Below are 19,204 nucleotides of genomic sequence, written 5' to 3'. Positions count from 1 at the left end.
CCTATGTTGTTAAATATCATTTATATCACCGGCATTTGTATCTATGCCCTGAGCCTTCTGTTTTATATCTCGGATTGCATTTCACGCAATTCGATGGCGAAGCGGATAGGCACAGGGCTTCTTGCCATTACCGCACTTTTTCAACTAGTGGGGATCGGTATCAGAGCGATGGAGGGCGGGCATTTCCATTTCCCTGTCTTTACATTGTTTGATTTCTTGTACCTGCTGGCTTTCTGTATATCGATCACTTCAATAGCCCTGACGTACATGAAGCTCTCGGAATTTGCTGTTCTATTGATAAACCTTGTGGGATTTAGCGTCATGCTGATTAATCGTTTGTGGTTTACGACAGGTGATAATGCGCTGTCCAGCTGGGAGACAGAGCACCGTCTTTTGCTAGTTCATATCGCGCTGGCGAGTGTCAGCTTTGCCGCTTTGACGGTAGGCGCGGTGTTTGCGGCCATCTACATGTTCCTGCATCGCAAGTTAAAACACAAGCAATGGAATGATACGATCCGCAGGTTGCCAAGCCTTGAGAAGTTGGATGATTACTCCTATAAAGCGCTGATGGCCGGAACGATTATTTTGGTACTATCGCTCATCCTGGCAGTTCTGTCGGTAGTCATGGCTGGAAGATGGGCTTTGTTATTGGATATCAAAGTGATGTCTACTCTGACGGCGCTGGCCATGTATATCGTCTATTTTATTAAACGTCGTTTATGGAGAAGATCCGGCAGAGAAACAGCCATATGGGCTTTGATCGGATATGGTTTTATTATATTGAACTTTTTTCTGAATACGTGGTCTGCTTTTCACAGCTGGTCAGGAGTGTGAGGACAGTGACGGAGGATCATCAGTATTTGCCCGTGCTGCTGAATTGCAAGGGGCGATTATGCTTGATTATCGGCGGCGGCAAGGTGGCAGAGCGTAAAGCCATCCATCTGCTGGACGTCGGAGCAAGCGTACATATAGTAAGCCCCGAATTACGAAGCGAGACGCTTCAACGTTTGGCGAATGAGAATGTCCTTATTTGGACCAAGCGGGAGTATCAAGCAGATGATTTGACAGGTGCGTTTTTGGTTTATGCAGCCACCGATGACAGCAAGCTGAACCTGGAAATTGCGGCGAATGCCGATCGGCTCGGTGTGTTGGTTAATATAGCCAGCCATGGCGAGAAGGGAACGTTTATCAGTCCGGCAGTGCTGCATCGGGGAAGGCTTACACTGGCTGTATCTACATCAGGAGCCGGCCCGAGGGCCGCACGCGATATACTCCACCAGCTCGAAGAACAGTTCGGACCGGAGTATGAGGAATATCTGGATTTTTTATATGAGATGCGTACGATGATTAAACAAGAAGTAGCGTGCAAAGATGCACGCAGCCGATTATTAGACAAAGTATACGGCATAGACTTGCTCGGCGAGATTCGCCTAGGAGATTATGAGCCTTGGAATGCGGATAAAATGAAACAATGGATTGAGATTAATCGGGAGGAATGAAACATGCGCACAATCGTAGTTGGCAGTAGACAAAGTGTTCTGGCACTAACACAGACGGGACAGGTTATTGATGACCTAAAGCGGTTAGCTAAGGAGCATGGGCTTGAATATGACTTCACCATCAAGAAAATTGTCACAAAAGGCGACCGTATCCTGGATGTAACCCTCTCCAAAGTAGGCGGTAAAGGCTTGTTTGTTAAAGAAATTGAGCAGGCCATGTTAGATGGCGAGATTGATATGGCGGTTCACAGTATGAAGGATATGCCATCTGTCCTACCTGAAGGTCTCGTGTCGGGTGCCGTGCCGGCAAGAAAGGATCCTCGCGATTGCCTGATTTCCAAAGAAGGGACAACGCTGGATGATCTCCCACAAGGCGCCAAGGTGGGGACAAGCAGTCTGCGCCGATCCAGCCAGTTGAAAGCTTACCGACCTGATCTGCAGATTCATTGGATTAGAGGGAATATCGATTCTCGTATTCGCAAAATGGAAGATGGCGAATTTCAAGCTATTATTCTCGCGACCGCAGGTCTTCAACGCATGGGATGGGAAGACCGGATTACTTCGTATCTGCCGGTTGAGATCAGTTTGCCTGCTGTGGGCCAGGGCGCACTCGGAATTGAATGCCGTGAAAGCGATGCGGAGCTGCTGCATTTGCTGTCTTTATATAATGATGAAGTAACTGCGCGGACTGTGGCAGCAGAACGGAAATTTTTAAGTGAGCTGAACGGTGGATGCCAGGTGCCGATTGGAGCTTATGCTGTTCTGAAGAATGAGGATGCAAGTGATTCTCGTGGAGCGCAAAAAGTTATACAATTGACAGGAATGGTTGGTTCCCCTGATGGCGAAATTGTGTTGAAGGAAAGCGCCGAAGGAACCGACCCTGAATCGCTCGGAGCCGAAGTAGCAGCGAAGTTGAGAGCTAAAGGAGCGGAGAAGATACTGGCACAGGTTAGGGGATGAGGGGATGGCAGGCAAGGTTTATCTAGTTGGAGCAGGTCCAGGCGATGCACGCCTGATTACGATCAAAGGTAAGGAATGCATTGAGAAAGCAGACGTCGTGGTGTATGACCGGTTAGCGAGTCCCCGGTTGCTGAAGTGGATGAAGCCGGGAGCAGAGAAGGTTTATGTGGGCAAGCTGCCGGATCGACATACGATGAAGCAGGAACAGATTAATCAGCTGCTTGTTGATTTTGCCCTGGAAGGCAAGACAGTCGTCCGTTTAAAGGGCGGAGATCCAACCATATTCGGACGGGTCGGTGAAGAAGCAGAACTCTTATACCGGAACGGGATAATGTATGAGATCGTACCCGGAATTACCTCGTCGATCAGTGTGCCTGCATATGCTGGCATTCCCGTAACGCATCGTGATCATGCCTCTTCCTTATCAATCATTACAGGGCACGAGAGTCCAGAGAAGCTGGATCAGATGATTCAATGGGACAAGGTCACCAATGCTACAGGAACACTCATATTTATGATGGGTGTTGCCAAGATCGGTTATATCAGCGGTCAGCTTATGAAGCACGGAAGACCGCCTGAAACACCGGTCGCTCTAATAAGATGGGGAACGCGGGCGGAGCAGGATACACTAACCGGAACGCTGGCAGATATTGAGGAGCGGGTCAAGGCAGCAGACTTCCAACCACCAGCTGTAATTGTAGTAGGAGAAGTGGTGCTTCAACGGGAGCATCTGAAGTGGGCAGAACGGCTGCCTCTGTTCGGCTCAAGGATTCTGGTTACTAGAGCCAGAAGCCAGGCCAGTGTTTTGGTTTCCCAAATCGAGGATCTGGGGGGAGAGCCTTATGAATTCCCTGTCATCCAAACGGTGATGCCAACAAAGGAAGAGACCCTTGAAGGCATTCAAAAGGCACTGGACAAGCTCCAGTCCTATGATTGGGTATTCTTTACCAGCGTGAATGGAGTCGAATTCTTCTTCCGCCACTTGAAAGAGAGAGGACAGGACATTCGCGCCCTAGCCTCTGCCCGCATCGTAGCAGTCGGCCCGGGGACGGCCAATGCGCTTGGAAACTACGGCATTGCAGCTGAAGTTCTTAAGGAGCGTTACCAGGCTGAAGGCATTATCGATGCATATAGCGCTGCGCTGCAGCCGGGTCAGCACGTTCTTCTCCCCCGTGGCGACCTGGCACGCAGCTGGCTGCCCGAGAAGCTGACAGAAATGGGTTTGCATGTAACGGAAGCTGTGATTTATGAGAACGTGCTGTGCGGTGAAGACGATGATGAGCTGTTGAAGCTGCTTCAAGAAGGCGGAATTCACGCAGTTACGTTCACCAGTTCCTCAACCGTTACCAATCTGCTGGAAGTACTGAAAAGAATGGGTGTAGAGCATCCTGCCGAACTGTTGAAAGGATCAACGATTGCTTGCATCGGACCTTTAACCGCGCAGACGGCAGAGGAGGCCGGGCTGCACGTGTCCCTCCTCGCCGAAGAAGCAACAATTGACAGTCTCGTGAAAGCCCTTTGTGTATGGAACGAAAATAATCCACGCCGAATTAAGCCATAATATCCTATTAAATTTTTATAAAATATGATCTATAAAGCACATCATCAGGAGGGATAACGTCATGAGTTTTCCAATCGTACGTCACCGCCGTCTGCGTCAAAATGCCGGCATTCGCAGCATGGTCCGCGAGACCGTGCTTCATACAGAGGATCTGGTTCAGCCGATCTTTGTTACCTATGGTAACGGCATTAAAAATGAAATTTCCTCGATGCCGGGTGTCTACCATTTTTCGCTCGATACCTTGAAAGAGGAAGTAGATGAAATCGTTAGTCTGGGTATTCCAGCAGTGCTTTTGTTTGGTATTCCAGAGACCAAAGACAGTGTAGGAACATCGGGTTTTGCCGATGAAGGGATTGTTCAAGAAGCTACGCGTCTTATCAAGTCATGGTATCCGGATCTGCTAGTCATTGCGGATACATGCCTGTGCGAGTTTACGGATCACGGCCACTGCGGCATGGTGCATACCTTCGAGCGTGACGGCCACATCTGCGGCGATGTATTAAATGACGAGTCGCTGGAGCTGCTCGTTCGTACAGCGGTCTCCCAGGCGAAAGCGGGAGCTGATATCATTGCACCTTCTAATATGATGGACGGATTTGTTCAAGCCATTCGTTCGGGACTTGACGAAGCCGGGTTTTACAACGTGCCGATCATGTCGTATTCAGTTAAATACGCATCCGCTTTCTATGGACCATTTCGTGAAGCGGCCGATTCTGCACCACAATTCGGCGACCGTAAAACCTATCAGATGGATCCGGCCAATGTAAGGGAGGCTCTTCGCGAAGCGGAGACTGATGTGCTGGAGGGCGCGGATATGCTGATGGTGAAACCGGCGATGGCATATCTGGATATCGTCAGATTGCTTCGGGACCAGTTTGATCTGCCGATTGTTGCTTACAATGTGAGTGGCGAATACTCCATGATTAAGGCGGCTGCTCAGCAGGGATGGATTAGCGAGCAGGCGATCGTGATGGAGCTGCTGACCGGAATGAAGCGTGCCGGAGCTGATATCATCATTACGTATTTCTCGAAGGATGCTGCACGCTGGATGCGCGGCTAGACCATTATCGACTAAAGAGTTAGGAGTGCATAAGATGAGCCAAAATTTGCGAAAAGAAGAAATGTCGCGTTCTGCTTTTGAAGAAGCGAAGCAATATATTCCTGGTGGTGTTAACAGTCCTGTCCGGGCTTTTAAATCTGTAGGATTAACACCTATTTATATCGATCGCGGAGAAGGCAGCAGGGTATATGACATCGATGGCAACAGCTTTATCGATTATGTAGGTTCTTGGGGACCGCTGATTATGGGTCATGCGCACCCAGAGGTTGTTGAAGCGCTTCAGGAGACCGCAGCTAAAGGAACCAGCTTCGGAGCACCCACCCTCTTGGAGACGAAGATGGCTAAGCTTGTCTGCGAGCGCGTGCCGTCCATCGAAGTAGTGCGCATGGTAAATTCCGGTACGGAAGCTACCATGAGTGCCATCCGTTTAGCTCGTGGTTATACCGGGCGCAGTAAAATTATCAAATTCGAAGGCTCGTATCATGGTCATGCAGACAGCCTTCTCATCAAGGCAGGGTCGGGTATCGCAACACTGGGATTACCCGATAGCCCTGGTGTGCCGGAAAGTGTCGCTTCCAATACCATTGCGGTCCCGTATAATGACCTGGAATCCGTTCAACTGGCTTTTGAACGGTTTGGCGAGGAGATCGCTGCAGTTATCGTTGAACCCGTAGCAGGCAATATGGGCGTAGTCCCTCCGCAACCAGGCTTCCTCGAAGGTCTCCGTAAGGTAACATCCGACTACGGCAGCGTACTTATATTCGATGAGGTTATGACAGGATTTCGTGTCGATCTGAATTGCGCCCAGGGACGTTATGGCGTTACTCCGGATTTGACATGCCTGGGTAAGGTAATCGGCGGTGGTTTGCCGGTAGGTGCTTATGGGGGCAAGCGCGAGCTAATGGATCAGATCGCTCCGGCGGGGCCTATCTATCAAGCAGGGACATTAAGCGGTAATCCGCTGGCTATGGCAGCCGGCTATACGACCTTGAACCTGTTGACGCCTGCCGTCTACGAACAGCTGGAGGAACGGGGAGCCCGCCTTCAGGCTGGATTTGAGCGTAACGCCAAGGAATTCGGCATTCCACTTATGATCAATCGAATTGGTTCTATGGTGTGTCCGTTCTTCACCGATACGCCGGTCGTGAATTTTGATACGGCAAAGACAAGCGATCTGGACCGCTTCCGTCAATATTTCGCAGCGATGGTACAAGAGGGAGTCAGCGTACCTCCTTCTCAATTCGAAGGCATGTTCATCTCCGCAGCCCATACGGTGGAAGATATTGATGCTACGATTGAAGCCAACTACCAAGCTTTCAAAAGCCTATGAGTTACACGGGCAGATGGAGCAAACGGGGTGAATGGCTGGAGATGACACCCGGCAAGGCGCTGATGAACCAGCCGGATCGGAATGAGGCCACAGCCAAGTGGCTTCTGGAAACAGTCGGTATGCCCGAGAAGCTGTATCGCAAGCTTCATCATGAGCAAGGGATTCAATGGAGGGGGGACCGGCTGCGGCTGGTCCTTTTTCCTTATCGGGATTATGGTATCGAGCCGAGGTGGCAGGAACTTCATGTGTTATTTGAGGATGATTTTTGCCTCGTGGTGAACAAACCGGCAGGCATGGCGGTCCATCCGGACAGCGAGAGCACGGAGATAACGCTGAATCATGTGGTAGCTGCATATTATGAAGCCGCAGGGCTTGACACGGCTGTCCGGCATATACATCGGCTGGATAAAGATACAACAGGTCCTGTGCTGTATGCCAAGAATGAATTTGCGCAGCTGAAGCTGGACGAAGCCATGCGAGAGAAGAAGGTTGTCCGGATTTATGCAGCTATCGTTGAGGGGCGGGTGTCTTCGGACCTGAAGAGAATTGATCTGCCAATCGGCAAGGATCGTTACCACGCAAGTCGCCGCAGGGTTTCATTAACCGGGCAGGCTGCGATTACACATATTCTATCGTCTGAGGTATATCCTAAGGCAAGTCTATTGCAAGTTCGTCTAGAAACGGGTCGGACGCATCAAATTCGAGTTCATCTCAGTCATATGGGACATCCAATACTGGGAGACACCTTATACGGTGGATCTGCGGTGTTTCCGCGCCAAGCACTGCATGGCGAACGCCTGTTGTTTGATCATCCTCTGACGGGGGAGAGGCTTGAGGTACAAGCCCCTTGGCCTACGGATATGATTATTTTAAGAGAGCGAATCATAGAGGCAGCAGATTGTTAGAGAACGGTTCACTATCCACAATAAGCCTGTAACTTTCTTGTACAATTCGTAAAAAAGTCATGCACTTCTATTTTTGGCATATAGATAAATTGAGTGGCAAAACTTAGGCTCATGCCGTGATGACAGGTCACGGATAGTATATGCCAAAAAGGAGGACATTCCCGTGTTTGACCAGTCCTACGGATTGCGGTTCGACATTTACGAGCGAATTATGTTAACGGAAGATTTACCGGGAATTGATGAATTGGAAGAGGCGGAGTTGATTCCGCATATCCAGGTGATCAGCCAGCAGGATCAGGCCACGCTGCGGGGGCATCTGCTTCTTGCAGGCCTGTATAAAGGAGACACTGAAGAAGGGGAAACGGAGCCGCTTGAGCACTGGATTCCGGTTGAAATTACAGTTCCGATGAACCGTGTCTCCTCTTTGGATGACATCGCGGTCGAAATTGAAAATTTTGATGTCGATTTATTATCTAAGCGCAGTTTGAATATTACAGGTGTTTTGTCCCTAAAAGGAATTCAGGCAGCAGCTCCGGGCCCCCGTGACCAAGGGTGGGCCAATGAGGAATTCACAGTGGTACATGCTCCTGACACGTCTGATTTTTATCCTAACGCCGAACAGCAGACCGCAGCTAATCCGTATGAACAACTTCAAGGAGATCGAGATGAGGATGTAGCTCATACAGATTCTCCTTCTTACTTCAGCGAAGCTCAATCCCAAACCCAGGAGAGCGAGGCTGACGTTCGAACACAGCAGTATCTGGCATCCTGGTCACAATTTGAGAATCAAACCCGTAATACAGAGGATGCTGGGAGTACAGCAAGCTTTTCGGATTCGCCGGAAGCCCATGATTCCATCGAATATGTCTTACATAATGAGACGGACACTCAGACAGCTGAGCCTTCGATTCCAAGTGTATGGCAATTCGAGCGGAACACTACTCAGCCGGAGACGCTTCAGGAAGAGTCCACAGCTGATTTTTCAGGTATTGTAGAACGGAAAGAAGAAGAGGCAGAAGCCTTACCTGTACTTGAAACTGAAGTCACGGAGGAAGCGGAAGTCGTCTTCGCAGAAGGGACGTTAACTGCAGAAACAGCAGCCGAGGAAGCTTCCATTAAAGCGGATGAGGTTCCGGCTAAGCCGGAGTTAAAGGTCGCTTTCAGTACCAAGGACAGCAGCCTATCTAGCAGCACCTCAGGCTTAGGCTTCTCTTCATTGCTTCAATCGAGCAGAACGGTTCAGGATCAAGCCGCCCGTGACGAGGAAGTGGACACGGAGGAACCAGTGGAGCCTGCATTGGCTGAGGAAGTGGAGTGGAAAAGTCTGTTTTTGGGCAGCCGCCGTGAGGAAACGCCGTTCCGTAAGGTACGGATGTGCATTGTTCAGCGTGAGGAGACACTTGATTTGATAGCGGAGCGGTACCAGCTAACACCGCGAGAGCTTTTGTTATATAATCGGATGTCCGAGCAGACGGTAGAGGAAGGACAGGTACTATATATTCCTCAATGAAATGGTTGAACATACAGATTATTCTATAGGAGCAGGTCAAGGACATTTCTTGGCCTGCTCTTCGTTTGTGTTTGAAAAGACTAATATTGTCGGATGATATTTATTTTCTCCTGCAGGTATGATGTCAAAATCGTTTGGAAACACTCGAAATATTGACTATATGCAACAACCACGGTATATTTGAATAGAATATGTACAGGTATTTCAAAAGCTTGAATAACGTTGAACGGGAAGAGTAGGAAGGTATGGCCTTCAGAGAGTGGAATTGCTACCGAGCGCTGTGAGATTCCGCAGGAACCAGCTTACCGAAGTCGCCCCGGAGTTGCGGACTTGAGAGAGAGTAGAGAATTAATCGCTACCCTGGTTAGAGTTCGCCGGCCGCAGCCGTTATCTGCGTAAAGTGTCGTGCTTGACCGGAAGCCTTTCATGTACACCGTGGAAGGACAACGGTTGATGAATTATGTAAGCACGAAACAAAGGTGGTACCGCGAGAGAACAGTCTTTCGTCCTTTGAGGACGAAGGGCTTTTTTTGTTTCACGCTATACTTTCTTTTTATGCCACGCCTTGAAACAACACCCTGGCTTGGCCAAACTGATGAACCGTATCGGAGGTACGAAAATATGGAACAAAAACAAAACCAATCCCAGTTAGAAATGCCAACGACATATGATCCGAAGGCAGCGGAACAAAAATGGTATCCGTATTGGAAGGAAGGCGGCTTCTTTGAAGCTGGCAAACGACCGGATGCGGAGCCCTATACCATTGTTATTCCTCCTCCCAATGTGACGGGGATGCTTCATATCGGTCACGCGCTTGACTTCACATTGCAGGATATCCTCATTCGCGTGAAGCGGATGCAGGGCTATGATGCATTATGGCTGCCAGGTTCTGACCATGCGGGCATCGCGACACAAACCAAAGTTGAGCAGAAGCTTCGGGAAGAAGGAGTTACTCGTTACGATCTGGGACGCGAGAAGTTTCTTGAGAAAGTATGGGAATGGAAGGAATTGTACGCGAATACGATCCGTGATCAATGGTCCAAGATCGGTTTGTCCCTGGATTACTCCAGAGAACGTTTCACCCTCGACGAAGGATTGTCAGAAGCGGTTCGGGAAGTGTTCGTTAAGCTTTATGATAAGGGGCTTATATACCGGGGCAAACGTATCATCAACTGGGATCCGGCTGCACGCACGGCTTTGTCCGATATTGAAGTGGAGTACAAGGAAGTAAACGGTCATTTGTACCATCTGCAATATCCGCTGAAAGACGGCAGTGGCTTCATAACCGTGGCGACGACGCGTCCAGAGACCATGCTTGGCGATACGGCGGTCGCTGTACATCCTGAGGATGAGCGCTATAAAGATATGATTGGCAAGACATTGGTTCTGCCGATAGTAGGCCGCGAAATTCCGGTCATCGCAGATGAATATGTTGAGAAGGATTTCGGGAGCGGTGCTGTTAAAATCACGCCTTCCCATGATCCGAATGACTTCGAGATGGGTCTTAGACATGATCTGCCGCAAATTACGGTAATGGATGAGTCCGGGACGATGAATGAATTTGCTGGTAAGTATCAAGGCCTTGACCGGAGCGAATGTCGCACGCAGATCGTAAACGACATGAAGGAATCGGGTGTACTTCTTCGTATCGAAGACCATGTCCACCAGGTTGGTCATAGCGAAAGATCCGGCGCGGTAGTTGAGCCTTATCTGTCCACACAGTGGTTTGTTAAGATGCAGCCGCTTGCCGAAGCAGCGGTTGATGCGCAGAAATCCGGCAAGGGCGTTAGCTTTGTGCCTGACCGGTTTGAGAGAACCTACCTGCATTGGATGGAAAATGTTCGTGATTGGTGTATTTCCCGGCAATTATGGTGGGGCCACCGGATTCCGGCCTGGTATTCCGAATCTACCGGCGAAGTGGTTGTTGCCATGAATGAAGAAGAGGCGCGTGCGAAGCTTGGCAAGGATGATCTGAGACAGGATGAAGACGTGCTGGATACCTGGTTCAGTTCAGCTTTATGGCCGTTCTCGACGATGGGATGGCCTAACCAGGACAGCGAGGATTTCAAACGTTATTACCCGACAAGCGTTCTCGTAACGGGGTATGATATTATTCCGTTCTGGGTGTCGCGTATGATCTTCCAAGGGCTTGAATTTACGGGACAAATGCCATTCAAAGATACACTTATCCATGGTCTGGTACGGGATAGCGAAGGCCGCAAAATGTCCAAGTCCCTCGGCAACGGTATCGACCCGCTGGAGGTTATTGAACAGTATGGCGCTGATGCCATGCGCTATATGATATCGACCGGCAGTACGCCGGGTCAGGATCTTCGGTTCCGCTGGGAGCGCGTAGAACAAGCGCGTAACTTCGCGAACAAGATTTGGAACGCTTCACGTTTTGCCTTGATGAATCTGGAGGGCTTTACAACAGCAGATATCGACATTTCTGGAGAGCTGGGAACAGCTGATCGTTGGATTTTGCATCGTCTGAACGAAACTTCTCGTGATATTACGCGTCTTATTGATGCCTATGAATTTGGCGAAACCGGTCGATTGCTCTACAATTTCATCTGGGATGATCTGTGTGACTGGTATATTGAGTTTGCCAAGCTGTCCTTGTACGGCGAAGATCAAGCAGCTAAGAAAAAAACGCAATCGGTACTGGCTTATGTACTGGACCGTACGATGCGCTTGATCCATCCATTCATGCCTTTCATCTCCGAGGAAATCTGGCAGCACTTGCCGCATGAGGGCGAGACCGTTATGCTGGCTTCATGGCCGACCTATGATGAGGCATTTGAGAACGCAGAATCCGTTACTGAAATGAATCTGCTGATGGATGTCATTCGCGCTGTTCGCAATATCCGGGCAGAAGTGAACGTACCAATGAGCAAAAAAGTAGAGCTGCAATTAAAACCGGTAAGCGGGCAAGTTGCCAGCATCATCGATCGCAATGCGGATTATATCCGCCGTTTCTGTAACACGTCTGAGTATGAATCTTCCCTTGAACTGGAAGCTCCAGATAAAGCGATGACCGCTGTGGTTACAGGTGTTGAAATGTATCTGCCACTTGCCGGATTGATTGATATCGCTCAGGAGATTGCTCGTCTGGAGAAGGAAATTCTGCACTTGAACAGCGAAGTTGAGCGCATAGAGAAGAAGCTGAACAATCCTGGTTTCGTATCGAAAGCACCGGAGAAAGTGATTGAGGAAGAACGGGCGAAGCTTGCAGATTACTCGGATAAACGCAGCAAAGTAATTGCGCGCATCGAAGAATTGAGAGGCTGAGGACAAGATGAATCAAGACCAGAAGGTGAGTACGATGGTTGATCAATCGGAAGCTGCAGTGGCAGCTCCGTTCCAAACCTATGATGAAGCGGTAGCTTGGATCAACGGGCTGATTCCATTTGGAATCCGCCCTGGCATGGAAAGAATTCAGCGATTAATGGAGCTCCTTGGCCATCCGGAGCGTCGTTTGAAATTCATTCATGTGGCCGGCACGAATGGAAAAGGCTCCACCTGCGCTTTTTTAACAAAGGTTCTTCTTGAAGGAGGATTTACGGTTGGCACCTACACTTCTCCTTATATAACGAAGTTCACCAACCGGTTTCAGTATAACGGCGAGGACATACCAGAAGAGACGCTGCTTTTGCTTGCAAATCGCTTGGAGCCGCTTGTAGCTGAGATTGCAGATTCGGGATTGGGCTCGCCGACGATGTTCGAGGTATCCACAGCCCTTGCGATTCTATATTATGGCGAGGTATCATATCCAGACGTTGTGGTATGGGAAACGGGGCTTGGTGGTCGCCTTGATGTGACCAATATTGTTCAACCCATCATTTCGGTCATCACCAACATAGGAATGGATCACACCGATGTTCTGGGGGATACCATTCAAGAAATTGCGATGGAGAAAGCAGGCATTATCAAGCCTGGAGTTCCTGTCGTAAGCACGGTAACCCAGCCTGAGGCTGCCCGGATTCTGAAAGAAACGGCAGAAAAAAATCGAACGAGTCTTTATCTTGTAGACGAGCAATTCTCCTATAAGCGACTGCACGGGAATGAGGAAGGCCAGACTTTCCATTTTTCGGGTCCTTTCCGGGACATGGAGCTGGAGATTTCGATGCTGGGTGAGCATCAATGTGCCAATGCCGCACTTGCCATGATGACGTTAGAAGTGCTTCGCCAGTATATGGCCTTTATCGTGGATGATAAAGAATTACGCACCGGGTTTAAAGATGCTTTCTGGGCGGGAAGACTGGAACAAGTGCAGTCTAATCCTCGGATTGTTCTCGATGGTGCGCATAATCCTGAAGGTGCTGAATCGTTGGCCAAGAGTTTGCCGCAGATCTATAAATACCGGAAACTGAACTTCATGATGGGAATGCTGGCAAATAAGCATCATGAATCGTATTTGCAGCATATACTGCCAATAGTGGATACGCTTATCCTGACTGAACCGGATTTCCGGAAGAAACTGGACGCCAAGGCGTTTGCCGACATCGTAGAGCAGGTAAGGGAGAAATACGCCAAACATACACTGCAAATCATCATAGAACCAAATTGGAAAAACGCACTTGAAGAGTTGAAGTCACGGACGGAAGCGGAGGATCTTGGGGTGGTGTCGGGCACGTTGTACCTAATTGCCGACGTGCGTTCCAACCTCCTGGGTCTTTCCGATTCTGAAAAAGGTTGGTGATATCTGTTGAATACATCGGAACATGTTCATTTTATAGGAATTGGCGGCTACGGGATGAGCGCCATTGCACGAGTTATGCTGGAGATGGGTTATAAAGTCACGGGTTCTGACGTGGCATCACAAGAATTAACAGAAAAACTGGCGGCCAAGGGCGCCAAAATATACATTGGACATACCGCCGAACAAGTCCAAGGTGCGGACCTTGTGGTTTACTCTACGGCGCTGTCCAAAGACAATGTGGAACGTGTCGAAGCTGAAAAGCTGAACATTCCAGTTCTTCACCGCGCACAGATGTTGGCGCGCCTGTTGAACGAACGCAAAGGCGTTGCCGTAGCGGGTGCTCATGGTAAGACAACTACCTCGTCCATGATCGCACTTGTGATGGAAGAGTGCGGTGTGGACCCGACGTTTATTATCGGCGGAGAAATTATGAATGTTGGCACGAATGCTAAAGCGGGTGAAGGTGAGCACGTAGTAGCCGAAGCGGACGAGAGCGATGGTTCCTTCCTGCAATATCACCCATGGCTCGGAGTTGTCCTCAATATTGAAGCTGATCATCTGGAGAATTACGAAGGAGATTTTAATCGCCTCAAGGCTGCTTACGTACAATTCCTCAGTCAAATCAAGCCGGACGGTACGGCGGTTGTATGTTCGGATGATAATAATATTCAGGCTATTTTGCCTGACCTCAAATGCAATGTTACCACCTATGGCATTCATTCTGAGGCTGAGTATACGGCAACCAATGTGGTGCTTGGTGACCGGCATGTTAGCTTTACGATGCTTCATAACGGAACGGAGCTAGGCAAGATAGAATTGTCCGTACCAGGCAAACATAATGTCTACAATGCAATGGCTACGGTAATATGCTGTTTGAAGGGCGGCATCTCATTTGAAGCGATTGCCGAGGCCATTGTGAAGTTCAACGGAGCAAAGCGCCGATTCCAGGTACTTGGCGAAGCAGACGGTATTCTGGTTATTGATGACTATGCGCATCATCCAACAGAGATTGAGGCAACCATTAGTGCTGCGAAAGCAACAGGGAAACGGATTATTGCTGTTTTCCAGCCGCAGCGGTATTCAAGGACCTTTTTCCTTCTGGATGCGTTTAGTCGGGCATTCGGGGAAGCGGATGAAGTCATTATCACCGACATTTATTCGCCTGCCGGCGAGAAGCAAATCGAGGGAATCAGCTCCGGGAAGCTGGTAGAGCTGATTATCCAGAACAGCAACGCCAATGCTCGCTATCTGCCTTCCAAAGAGGATGTCCTGGCTGATCTCAAAGATCGTGTCAAGGAAGGCGATCTTGTGATTACGATGGGTGCAGGCGATATTTGGAAAGTCGGCACAGCCTTAGCGGAGACTATTAAAGGCAAACAATAAATAAAGTACCCAAACGTCTTGCTGTGTAGTGCAGCATGGAATGAGTTCATGTGAAGGAATTGCTGCACCGGCATTTCCATTAAAGGCTGATCAAGATAAACTCTTGATCAGCCTTTTTTGTTTTATTCAGTCATACTCATAAGTTGCCTTGCTTGAACATATAGCTAGGGATAGAAGGGACAAGTGAGGTGTGTTGATATGAATAAAGCAAGGATGACGATTCGATTTGAACCCAATCCCCCCAAAGAAACTAAGCACGATCATCTGCACGTCGTTCCGCCTATCATGGAGAATGAAGATGACGGTGATATCACTGATCCGGAATGGAGACACCTCCCCAATAACCGTTCAAGAGGTCGGTTAGCAGAGGAAAGAAGACGGCTGGACCATCATGATGATGGCTGGCTCAGCGGGGACGCGTCCGAGCAAGAAGATATATATTATGATACGCGAGAGGATCTCTATGATCTTCATCCAGAACTCCATCGTGAAAGAGAGGATATGGAAGCGTACAACAATCGATGGAGACATGGGCACGAATCTGATCAATACGCGTCTCCAATCGAAGATCACAGTTATTATCGTTCACGCAAACCAACTTCCTTGTGGAAGATGGTTGTATCTGTTTCGGCTGCTGTCATAACGGGATTGCTGTTTGGTTATATGATGCTGTCTATGTTTAACGGTGAAAATGCAAGTGAGAAACCTGCAACGGAGCAGATGGAGAGTCAGATTGCAGGCAATTCTGCTAAGGATGATTCATTTGGGGGAACGGAGTCCGCATCGAACCCTGATTTGATTAATTCGGAAGTTCACATTCCTAGTCAACGGTTTTATATGCTCCAATACGGAGTGTTTAGCACACCTGAGCGGGCCGCACAAGCGAGAGTGGAACTAGAGCAGTCTGGTATTGCAGCCGGTGTTGATTTGGATGAAGAGAACCGTGTTTACGCGGGAATATCACCTGACCGCGAACAAGCCAAGCTGCTCAGTAGTCAGCTTATGGGTGAAGGCGTAGAATTATATGTACGAGAAATTATGCTTCCGGGCATAGAGTCAGCAGCGTTTGCTGGAGAGGGGCAGACGCTGAATCGTTATTTCACGGTAAGCGGGCAGCTGGTATCGGAGCTGAGTACGTTATCGGCCTCCCTGCTTGGTATGCAGCAGACCGAAGCGGTGTCGCCTCAGATCATGAACACGATCACTAATCTGCATCAACAGTGGATTCAAGCATGGTCATTGCTGTCTGCAGGTTTGGGTCCTGAGTCTGAGACCGTACTGCTGGCGATGGAACAGTCGATGAATAGTTCGATCACCGCGCTCTCCGAATATAACAAAAATCAATCCAAGGGACATTTGTGGGAGATCCAGACGGGTATGATGAACTATGTTATGGGTCAAAAGAAACTCCTGGAAGACCTATAAATTCAAATTTACGTAAAATCCGGCTTGGAACTGGAAATAGTTCCCCCTGCCGGATTTCTGTTTGTATTGCTTATCGATTCACCGTATAATAAATAGGGTGTCAAAAAATGGCGAGGGAAGATGATGCATGAAGAAAAACAAAGGAATGCTCATCCTGTTTTTGCTGCTGGGGTGGTTGACAGGAACATGGCTTGCCAAGGCGCTTCAATCTGTTAAGGCTCTGTCGTTTCTGACGTCTTCTACACCCATCAAGTGGTCGCCTCAAGCCGATTTTGACATTATTCGTTATGACATTAACCTTGAACTAAACTTTTGTCTGCTTAGCCTGATCGGCATTATCGCTGCCATCTGGTTATATCGCAGGCTCTAAGACATTTGGCAAAGGAGATTAACCCCCTTGAAAGAGAAGAGAAACCGCCGCATTATATTGGCCTCCACCTCTCCTCGCCGTCAGGAATTGATTGCCTCTCTTCGTATCCCATTTGAGATTATGCCTAGTGAAGCGGATGAGAACACCCCGGCAGGGTGGTCACCAGAGCAAATTGTGGAATCACTGGCACTACGGAAAGCAGAAGCGGTTCTTCATAAGCTGACGAATGATCAGGGAGATGGTATCATTGTGGGAAGCGACACGATTGTAGTTGTGGATGGGCATGTCTTGGGAAAGCCTGTAGATCATGCTGACGCTGCAAGAATGTTGTCCATGCTTCAGGGGAGAGCTCACTTTGTGTATACGGGTGTGGCTTGCATTGATCAAAGCTCAGGTTACAAACAGGTTTCGCATCGTGTGACGACCGTCAAGATGAAATCGTTAAGCGCTGATGCGATCACAGCCTATGTAAAGAGCGGGGAACCTGCTGACAAAGCAGGCTCGTATGCGATTCAGGGTCTGGGAGCAACCATTGTGGAGGGAATAGAGGGCGACTATTTTAACGTTGTTGGCCTTTCTCTTTCTTTGCTGTCGGACATGCTGTCTGCCATGGGAATGGATGTATTAACCGATTGATAGATATATCGAACAACGGCATCCGAATGTAAGGAATATATCCTGAAGTTTGGCTGACCTGCTGACTTAAATCATAGAAAAGAGGGGAATATATGGAGTCGCCAACATTATTGCTGCGCGACATCCCCCATGATGAACGACCACGAGAGCGCATGATGCAATATGGGGCGAGCGCTTTAAGCCATGCAGAATTGCTGGCGATATTGCTTCGTACTGGAACACGTCAGGAATCTGCCGTACATATAGCTCAGCGGTTGCTCAAGGAAGCAGGCGGCATCCGGCAGCTCGTTGATTTTAGCATTGACGAAATTAAGCAAATCAAAGGGATTGGTAATGTTAAAGCTGTCCAGCTGAAGGCTGGCATCGAGCTTGGCCGGCGCTTGGCCGCATCTCGGCATGTAGAGCCGGTTATAATCCGTAGTCCGCATGACGCGGCGGAGCTGCTAAGTGAACAGTTGCGCTATTTACAAAAAGAGCATTTTGTCTGTGTATTTTTAAATACGAAAAATCATGTCATTGCCCAGGAGACGTTATCGATGGGGAGCCTAAACTCCTCTATCGTCCATCCTCGCGAGGTGTTCAGAGCTGCCATCAAATGCAGCAGTGCATCCTTGGTATGTGCGCATAACCATCCAAGCGGAGATCCGACGCCTAGCCCGGAAGATATTTCACTGACTGCGCGATTAGTGGAAGCGGGACAGATTGTCGGGATCGACGTACTGGATCATCTGATCATTGGGGACGGATCGTTTGTAAGTTTGAAGGAACGGGGCTTGATGTAATATAATAGTTCAGATTGACGAAGAAAGGGAGATACTTCATGTTAGGTGGTTTTACGAAAGATTTGGGAATCGATTTGGGGACGGCCAATACGCTGGTATATATTCGTGGGAGAGGAATTGTCGTTAGAGAGCCTTCGGTGGTTGCTCTGCGTACAGATACAAAAAGTATCGAAGCAGTCGGTGAATCGGCTAAGAAGATGATTGGGCGGACACCGGGGAATATCCGTGCTATCCGACCGATGAAAGACGGCGTCATTGCTGATTTTGATACAACAGCTACAATGATTAAATATTTTATTCGTCAAGCGCAGAAACAGCGTTCCATCTTCCCTCGTCATCCAAACGTGATGGTGTGCGTGCCTTCCGGCATTACAGCGGTAGAACAGCGCGCGGTTGAAGATGCTACCAAGCAAGCAGGAGCGCGTGAAGCCTACACAATTGAAGAACCATTTGCGGCTGCCATCGGTGCTGACTTACCCGTGTGGGAACCTACCGGTAGTATGGTCGTTGATATTGGCGGAGGTACGACTGAGGTTGCGGTCATATCACTTGGCGGTATCGTAACGAGCCGTTCTGTGCGCGTTGCAGGCGATGAGATGGATGAATCTATCATTTCTTATATCAAACGTCAGTATAACTTGATGATTGGTGAGCGCACATCGGAGCTGCTCAAGATGGAAGTAGGTTCTGCAATGCCACTGGAGACCGTGGAAACAATGGAAATTCGCGGTCGCGATTTGGTTACAGGCTTGCCTAAGACAATTACCATTACTTCTGACGAGATTAGCGAAGCATTGGCGGATACCATCAATGCCATCGTAGAAGCGGTCAAAGTAACGCTTGAGAAATGTCCTCCTGAGCTTGCTGCCGATATTATGGATCGCGGCATTGTGCTTACCGGAGGCGGTGCATTACTTCGCAACCTGGATAAGCTGCTTGCAGAAGAGACTGGCATGCCGGTAATCGTGGCGGAGAATCCGCTGGATTGCGTAGCGATTGGCACAGGTAAAGCGCTCGATAACATTCATTTGTTTAAATCTCGGAGCAGCTCTGCCGTCCGTTCCAAACGGTAGAAATCTGA

16 protein-coding genes and 1 other annotated feature are annotated in these 19,204 nt (G+C 49.0%); all 16 genes read left to right on the top strand.

Going from position 1 to position 19,204, the window contains the following annotated elements:
* Positions 1-3 precede the first annotated feature (3 nt).
* The 16 genes from ccsA (at position 4) to ABEQ74_RS26820 (ending at position 19,196) form a co-directional block, all read left to right on the top strand.
* A complete protein-coding gene (gene ccsA, locus ABEQ74_RS26895) occupies positions 4-834 on the top strand; it encodes a cytochrome c biogenesis protein CcsA (protein WP_430125300.1) in 831 nt (276 codons plus the stop codon).
* 5 nt (positions 835-839) lie between these two features.
* A complete protein-coding gene (locus ABEQ74_RS26890) occupies positions 840-1,499 on the top strand; it encodes a precorrin-2 dehydrogenase/sirohydrochlorin ferrochelatase family protein (RefSeq protein ID WP_430125299.1) in 660 nt (219 codons plus the stop codon).
* Positions 1,500-1,502: 3 nt separating this feature from the next.
* Entirely contained in the window at positions 1,503-2,459 is a 957-nt protein-coding gene (hemC, locus tag ABEQ74_RS26885; RefSeq protein WP_430125298.1) for a hydroxymethylbilane synthase, read from the top strand.
* A 4-nt stretch (positions 2,460-2,463) separates the two neighbouring features.
* Entirely contained in the window at positions 2,464-4,020 is a 1,557-nt protein-coding gene (gene cobA / locus ABEQ74_RS26880) for a uroporphyrinogen-III C-methyltransferase (RefSeq protein ID WP_430125297.1), read from the top strand.
* A 61-nt stretch (positions 4,021-4,081) separates the two neighbouring features.
* Complete coding sequence (gene hemB, locus ABEQ74_RS26875; RefSeq protein ID WP_430125296.1) at positions 4,082-5,080, top strand: porphobilinogen synthase; 999 nt, start codon at positions 4,082-4,084, stop codon at positions 5,078-5,080.
* Positions 5,081-5,114: 34 nt separating this feature from the next.
* Positions 5,115-6,410 carry a glutamate-1-semialdehyde 2,1-aminomutase gene (gene hemL / locus ABEQ74_RS26870; RefSeq protein ID WP_430125295.1) on the top strand — a complete coding sequence of 432 codons (1,296 nt, stop codon included), beginning with the start codon at positions 5,115-5,117 and terminating at the stop codon, positions 6,408-6,410.
* Entirely contained in the window at positions 6,407-7,315 is a 909-nt protein-coding gene (locus ABEQ74_RS26865) for an RluA family pseudouridine synthase (protein WP_430125294.1), read from the top strand. The genes hemL and ABEQ74_RS26865 overlap by 4 nt, the downstream gene beginning before the upstream one ends.
* 163 nt (positions 7,316-7,478) lie before the next feature.
* Positions 7,479-8,825, top strand: a complete 1,347-nt coding sequence (locus ABEQ74_RS26860; RefSeq protein WP_430125293.1) for a LysM peptidoglycan-binding domain-containing protein — start codon at positions 7,479-7,481, stop codon at positions 8,823-8,825.
* A 213-nt stretch (positions 8,826-9,038) separates the two neighbouring features.
* Positions 9,039-9,339 (top strand) — a binding site (T-box leader).
* Positions 9,340-9,446: 107 nt separating this feature from the next.
* Positions 9,447-12,116, top strand: coding sequence for a valine--tRNA ligase (locus tag ABEQ74_RS26855; RefSeq protein WP_430125292.1), 2,670 nt, complete (start codon positions 9,447-9,449; stop codon positions 12,114-12,116).
* Between the two features lie 34 nt (positions 12,117-12,150).
* The gene (locus ABEQ74_RS26850; protein ID WP_430125310.1) at positions 12,151-13,527 is read left to right on the top strand and encodes a bifunctional folylpolyglutamate synthase/dihydrofolate synthase; all 1,377 of its coding nucleotides are present in this window, start codon (positions 12,151-12,153) and stop codon (positions 13,525-13,527) included.
* A gap of 6 nt (positions 13,528-13,533) precedes the next feature.
* A complete protein-coding gene (murC, locus tag ABEQ74_RS26845) occupies positions 13,534-14,910 on the top strand; it encodes a UDP-N-acetylmuramate--L-alanine ligase (RefSeq protein WP_430125291.1) in 1,377 nt (458 codons plus the stop codon).
* Between the two features lie 198 nt (positions 14,911-15,108).
* Positions 15,109-16,335, top strand: a complete 1,227-nt coding sequence (locus tag ABEQ74_RS26840; RefSeq protein ID WP_430125290.1) for an SPOR domain-containing protein — start codon at positions 15,109-15,111, stop codon at positions 16,333-16,335.
* A gap of 127 nt (positions 16,336-16,462) precedes the next feature.
* Entirely contained in the window at positions 16,463-16,705 is a 243-nt protein-coding gene (locus tag ABEQ74_RS26835) for a DUF4321 domain-containing protein (protein WP_430125289.1), read from the top strand.
* Positions 16,706-16,732: 27 nt separating this feature from the next.
* Positions 16,733-17,341, top strand: a complete 609-nt coding sequence (locus ABEQ74_RS26830; RefSeq protein ID WP_430125288.1) for a Maf family protein — start codon at positions 16,733-16,735, stop codon at positions 17,339-17,341.
* 92 nt (positions 17,342-17,433) lie between these two features.
* The gene (radC, locus tag ABEQ74_RS26825; protein ID WP_430125287.1) at positions 17,434-18,123 is read left to right on the top strand and encodes a RadC family protein; all 690 of its coding nucleotides are present in this window, start codon (positions 17,434-17,436) and stop codon (positions 18,121-18,123) included.
* Between the two features lie 38 nt (positions 18,124-18,161).
* Complete coding sequence (locus ABEQ74_RS26820) at positions 18,162-19,196, top strand: rod shape-determining protein (RefSeq protein WP_430125286.1); 1,035 nt, start codon at positions 18,162-18,164, stop codon at positions 19,194-19,196.
* Positions 19,197-19,204: the final 8 nt, after the last annotated feature.

Origin of the sequence: Paenibacillus solani (assembly GCF_050475945.1) — a bacterium.
GTDB classification, from domain to species: Bacteria; Bacillota; Bacilli; order Paenibacillales; family Paenibacillaceae; genus Paenibacillus_AQ; species Paenibacillus_AQ solani_A.
Note: the sequence above shows the minus strand (reverse complement) of the source record. Positions and strands in the feature narration are given on the sequence as shown.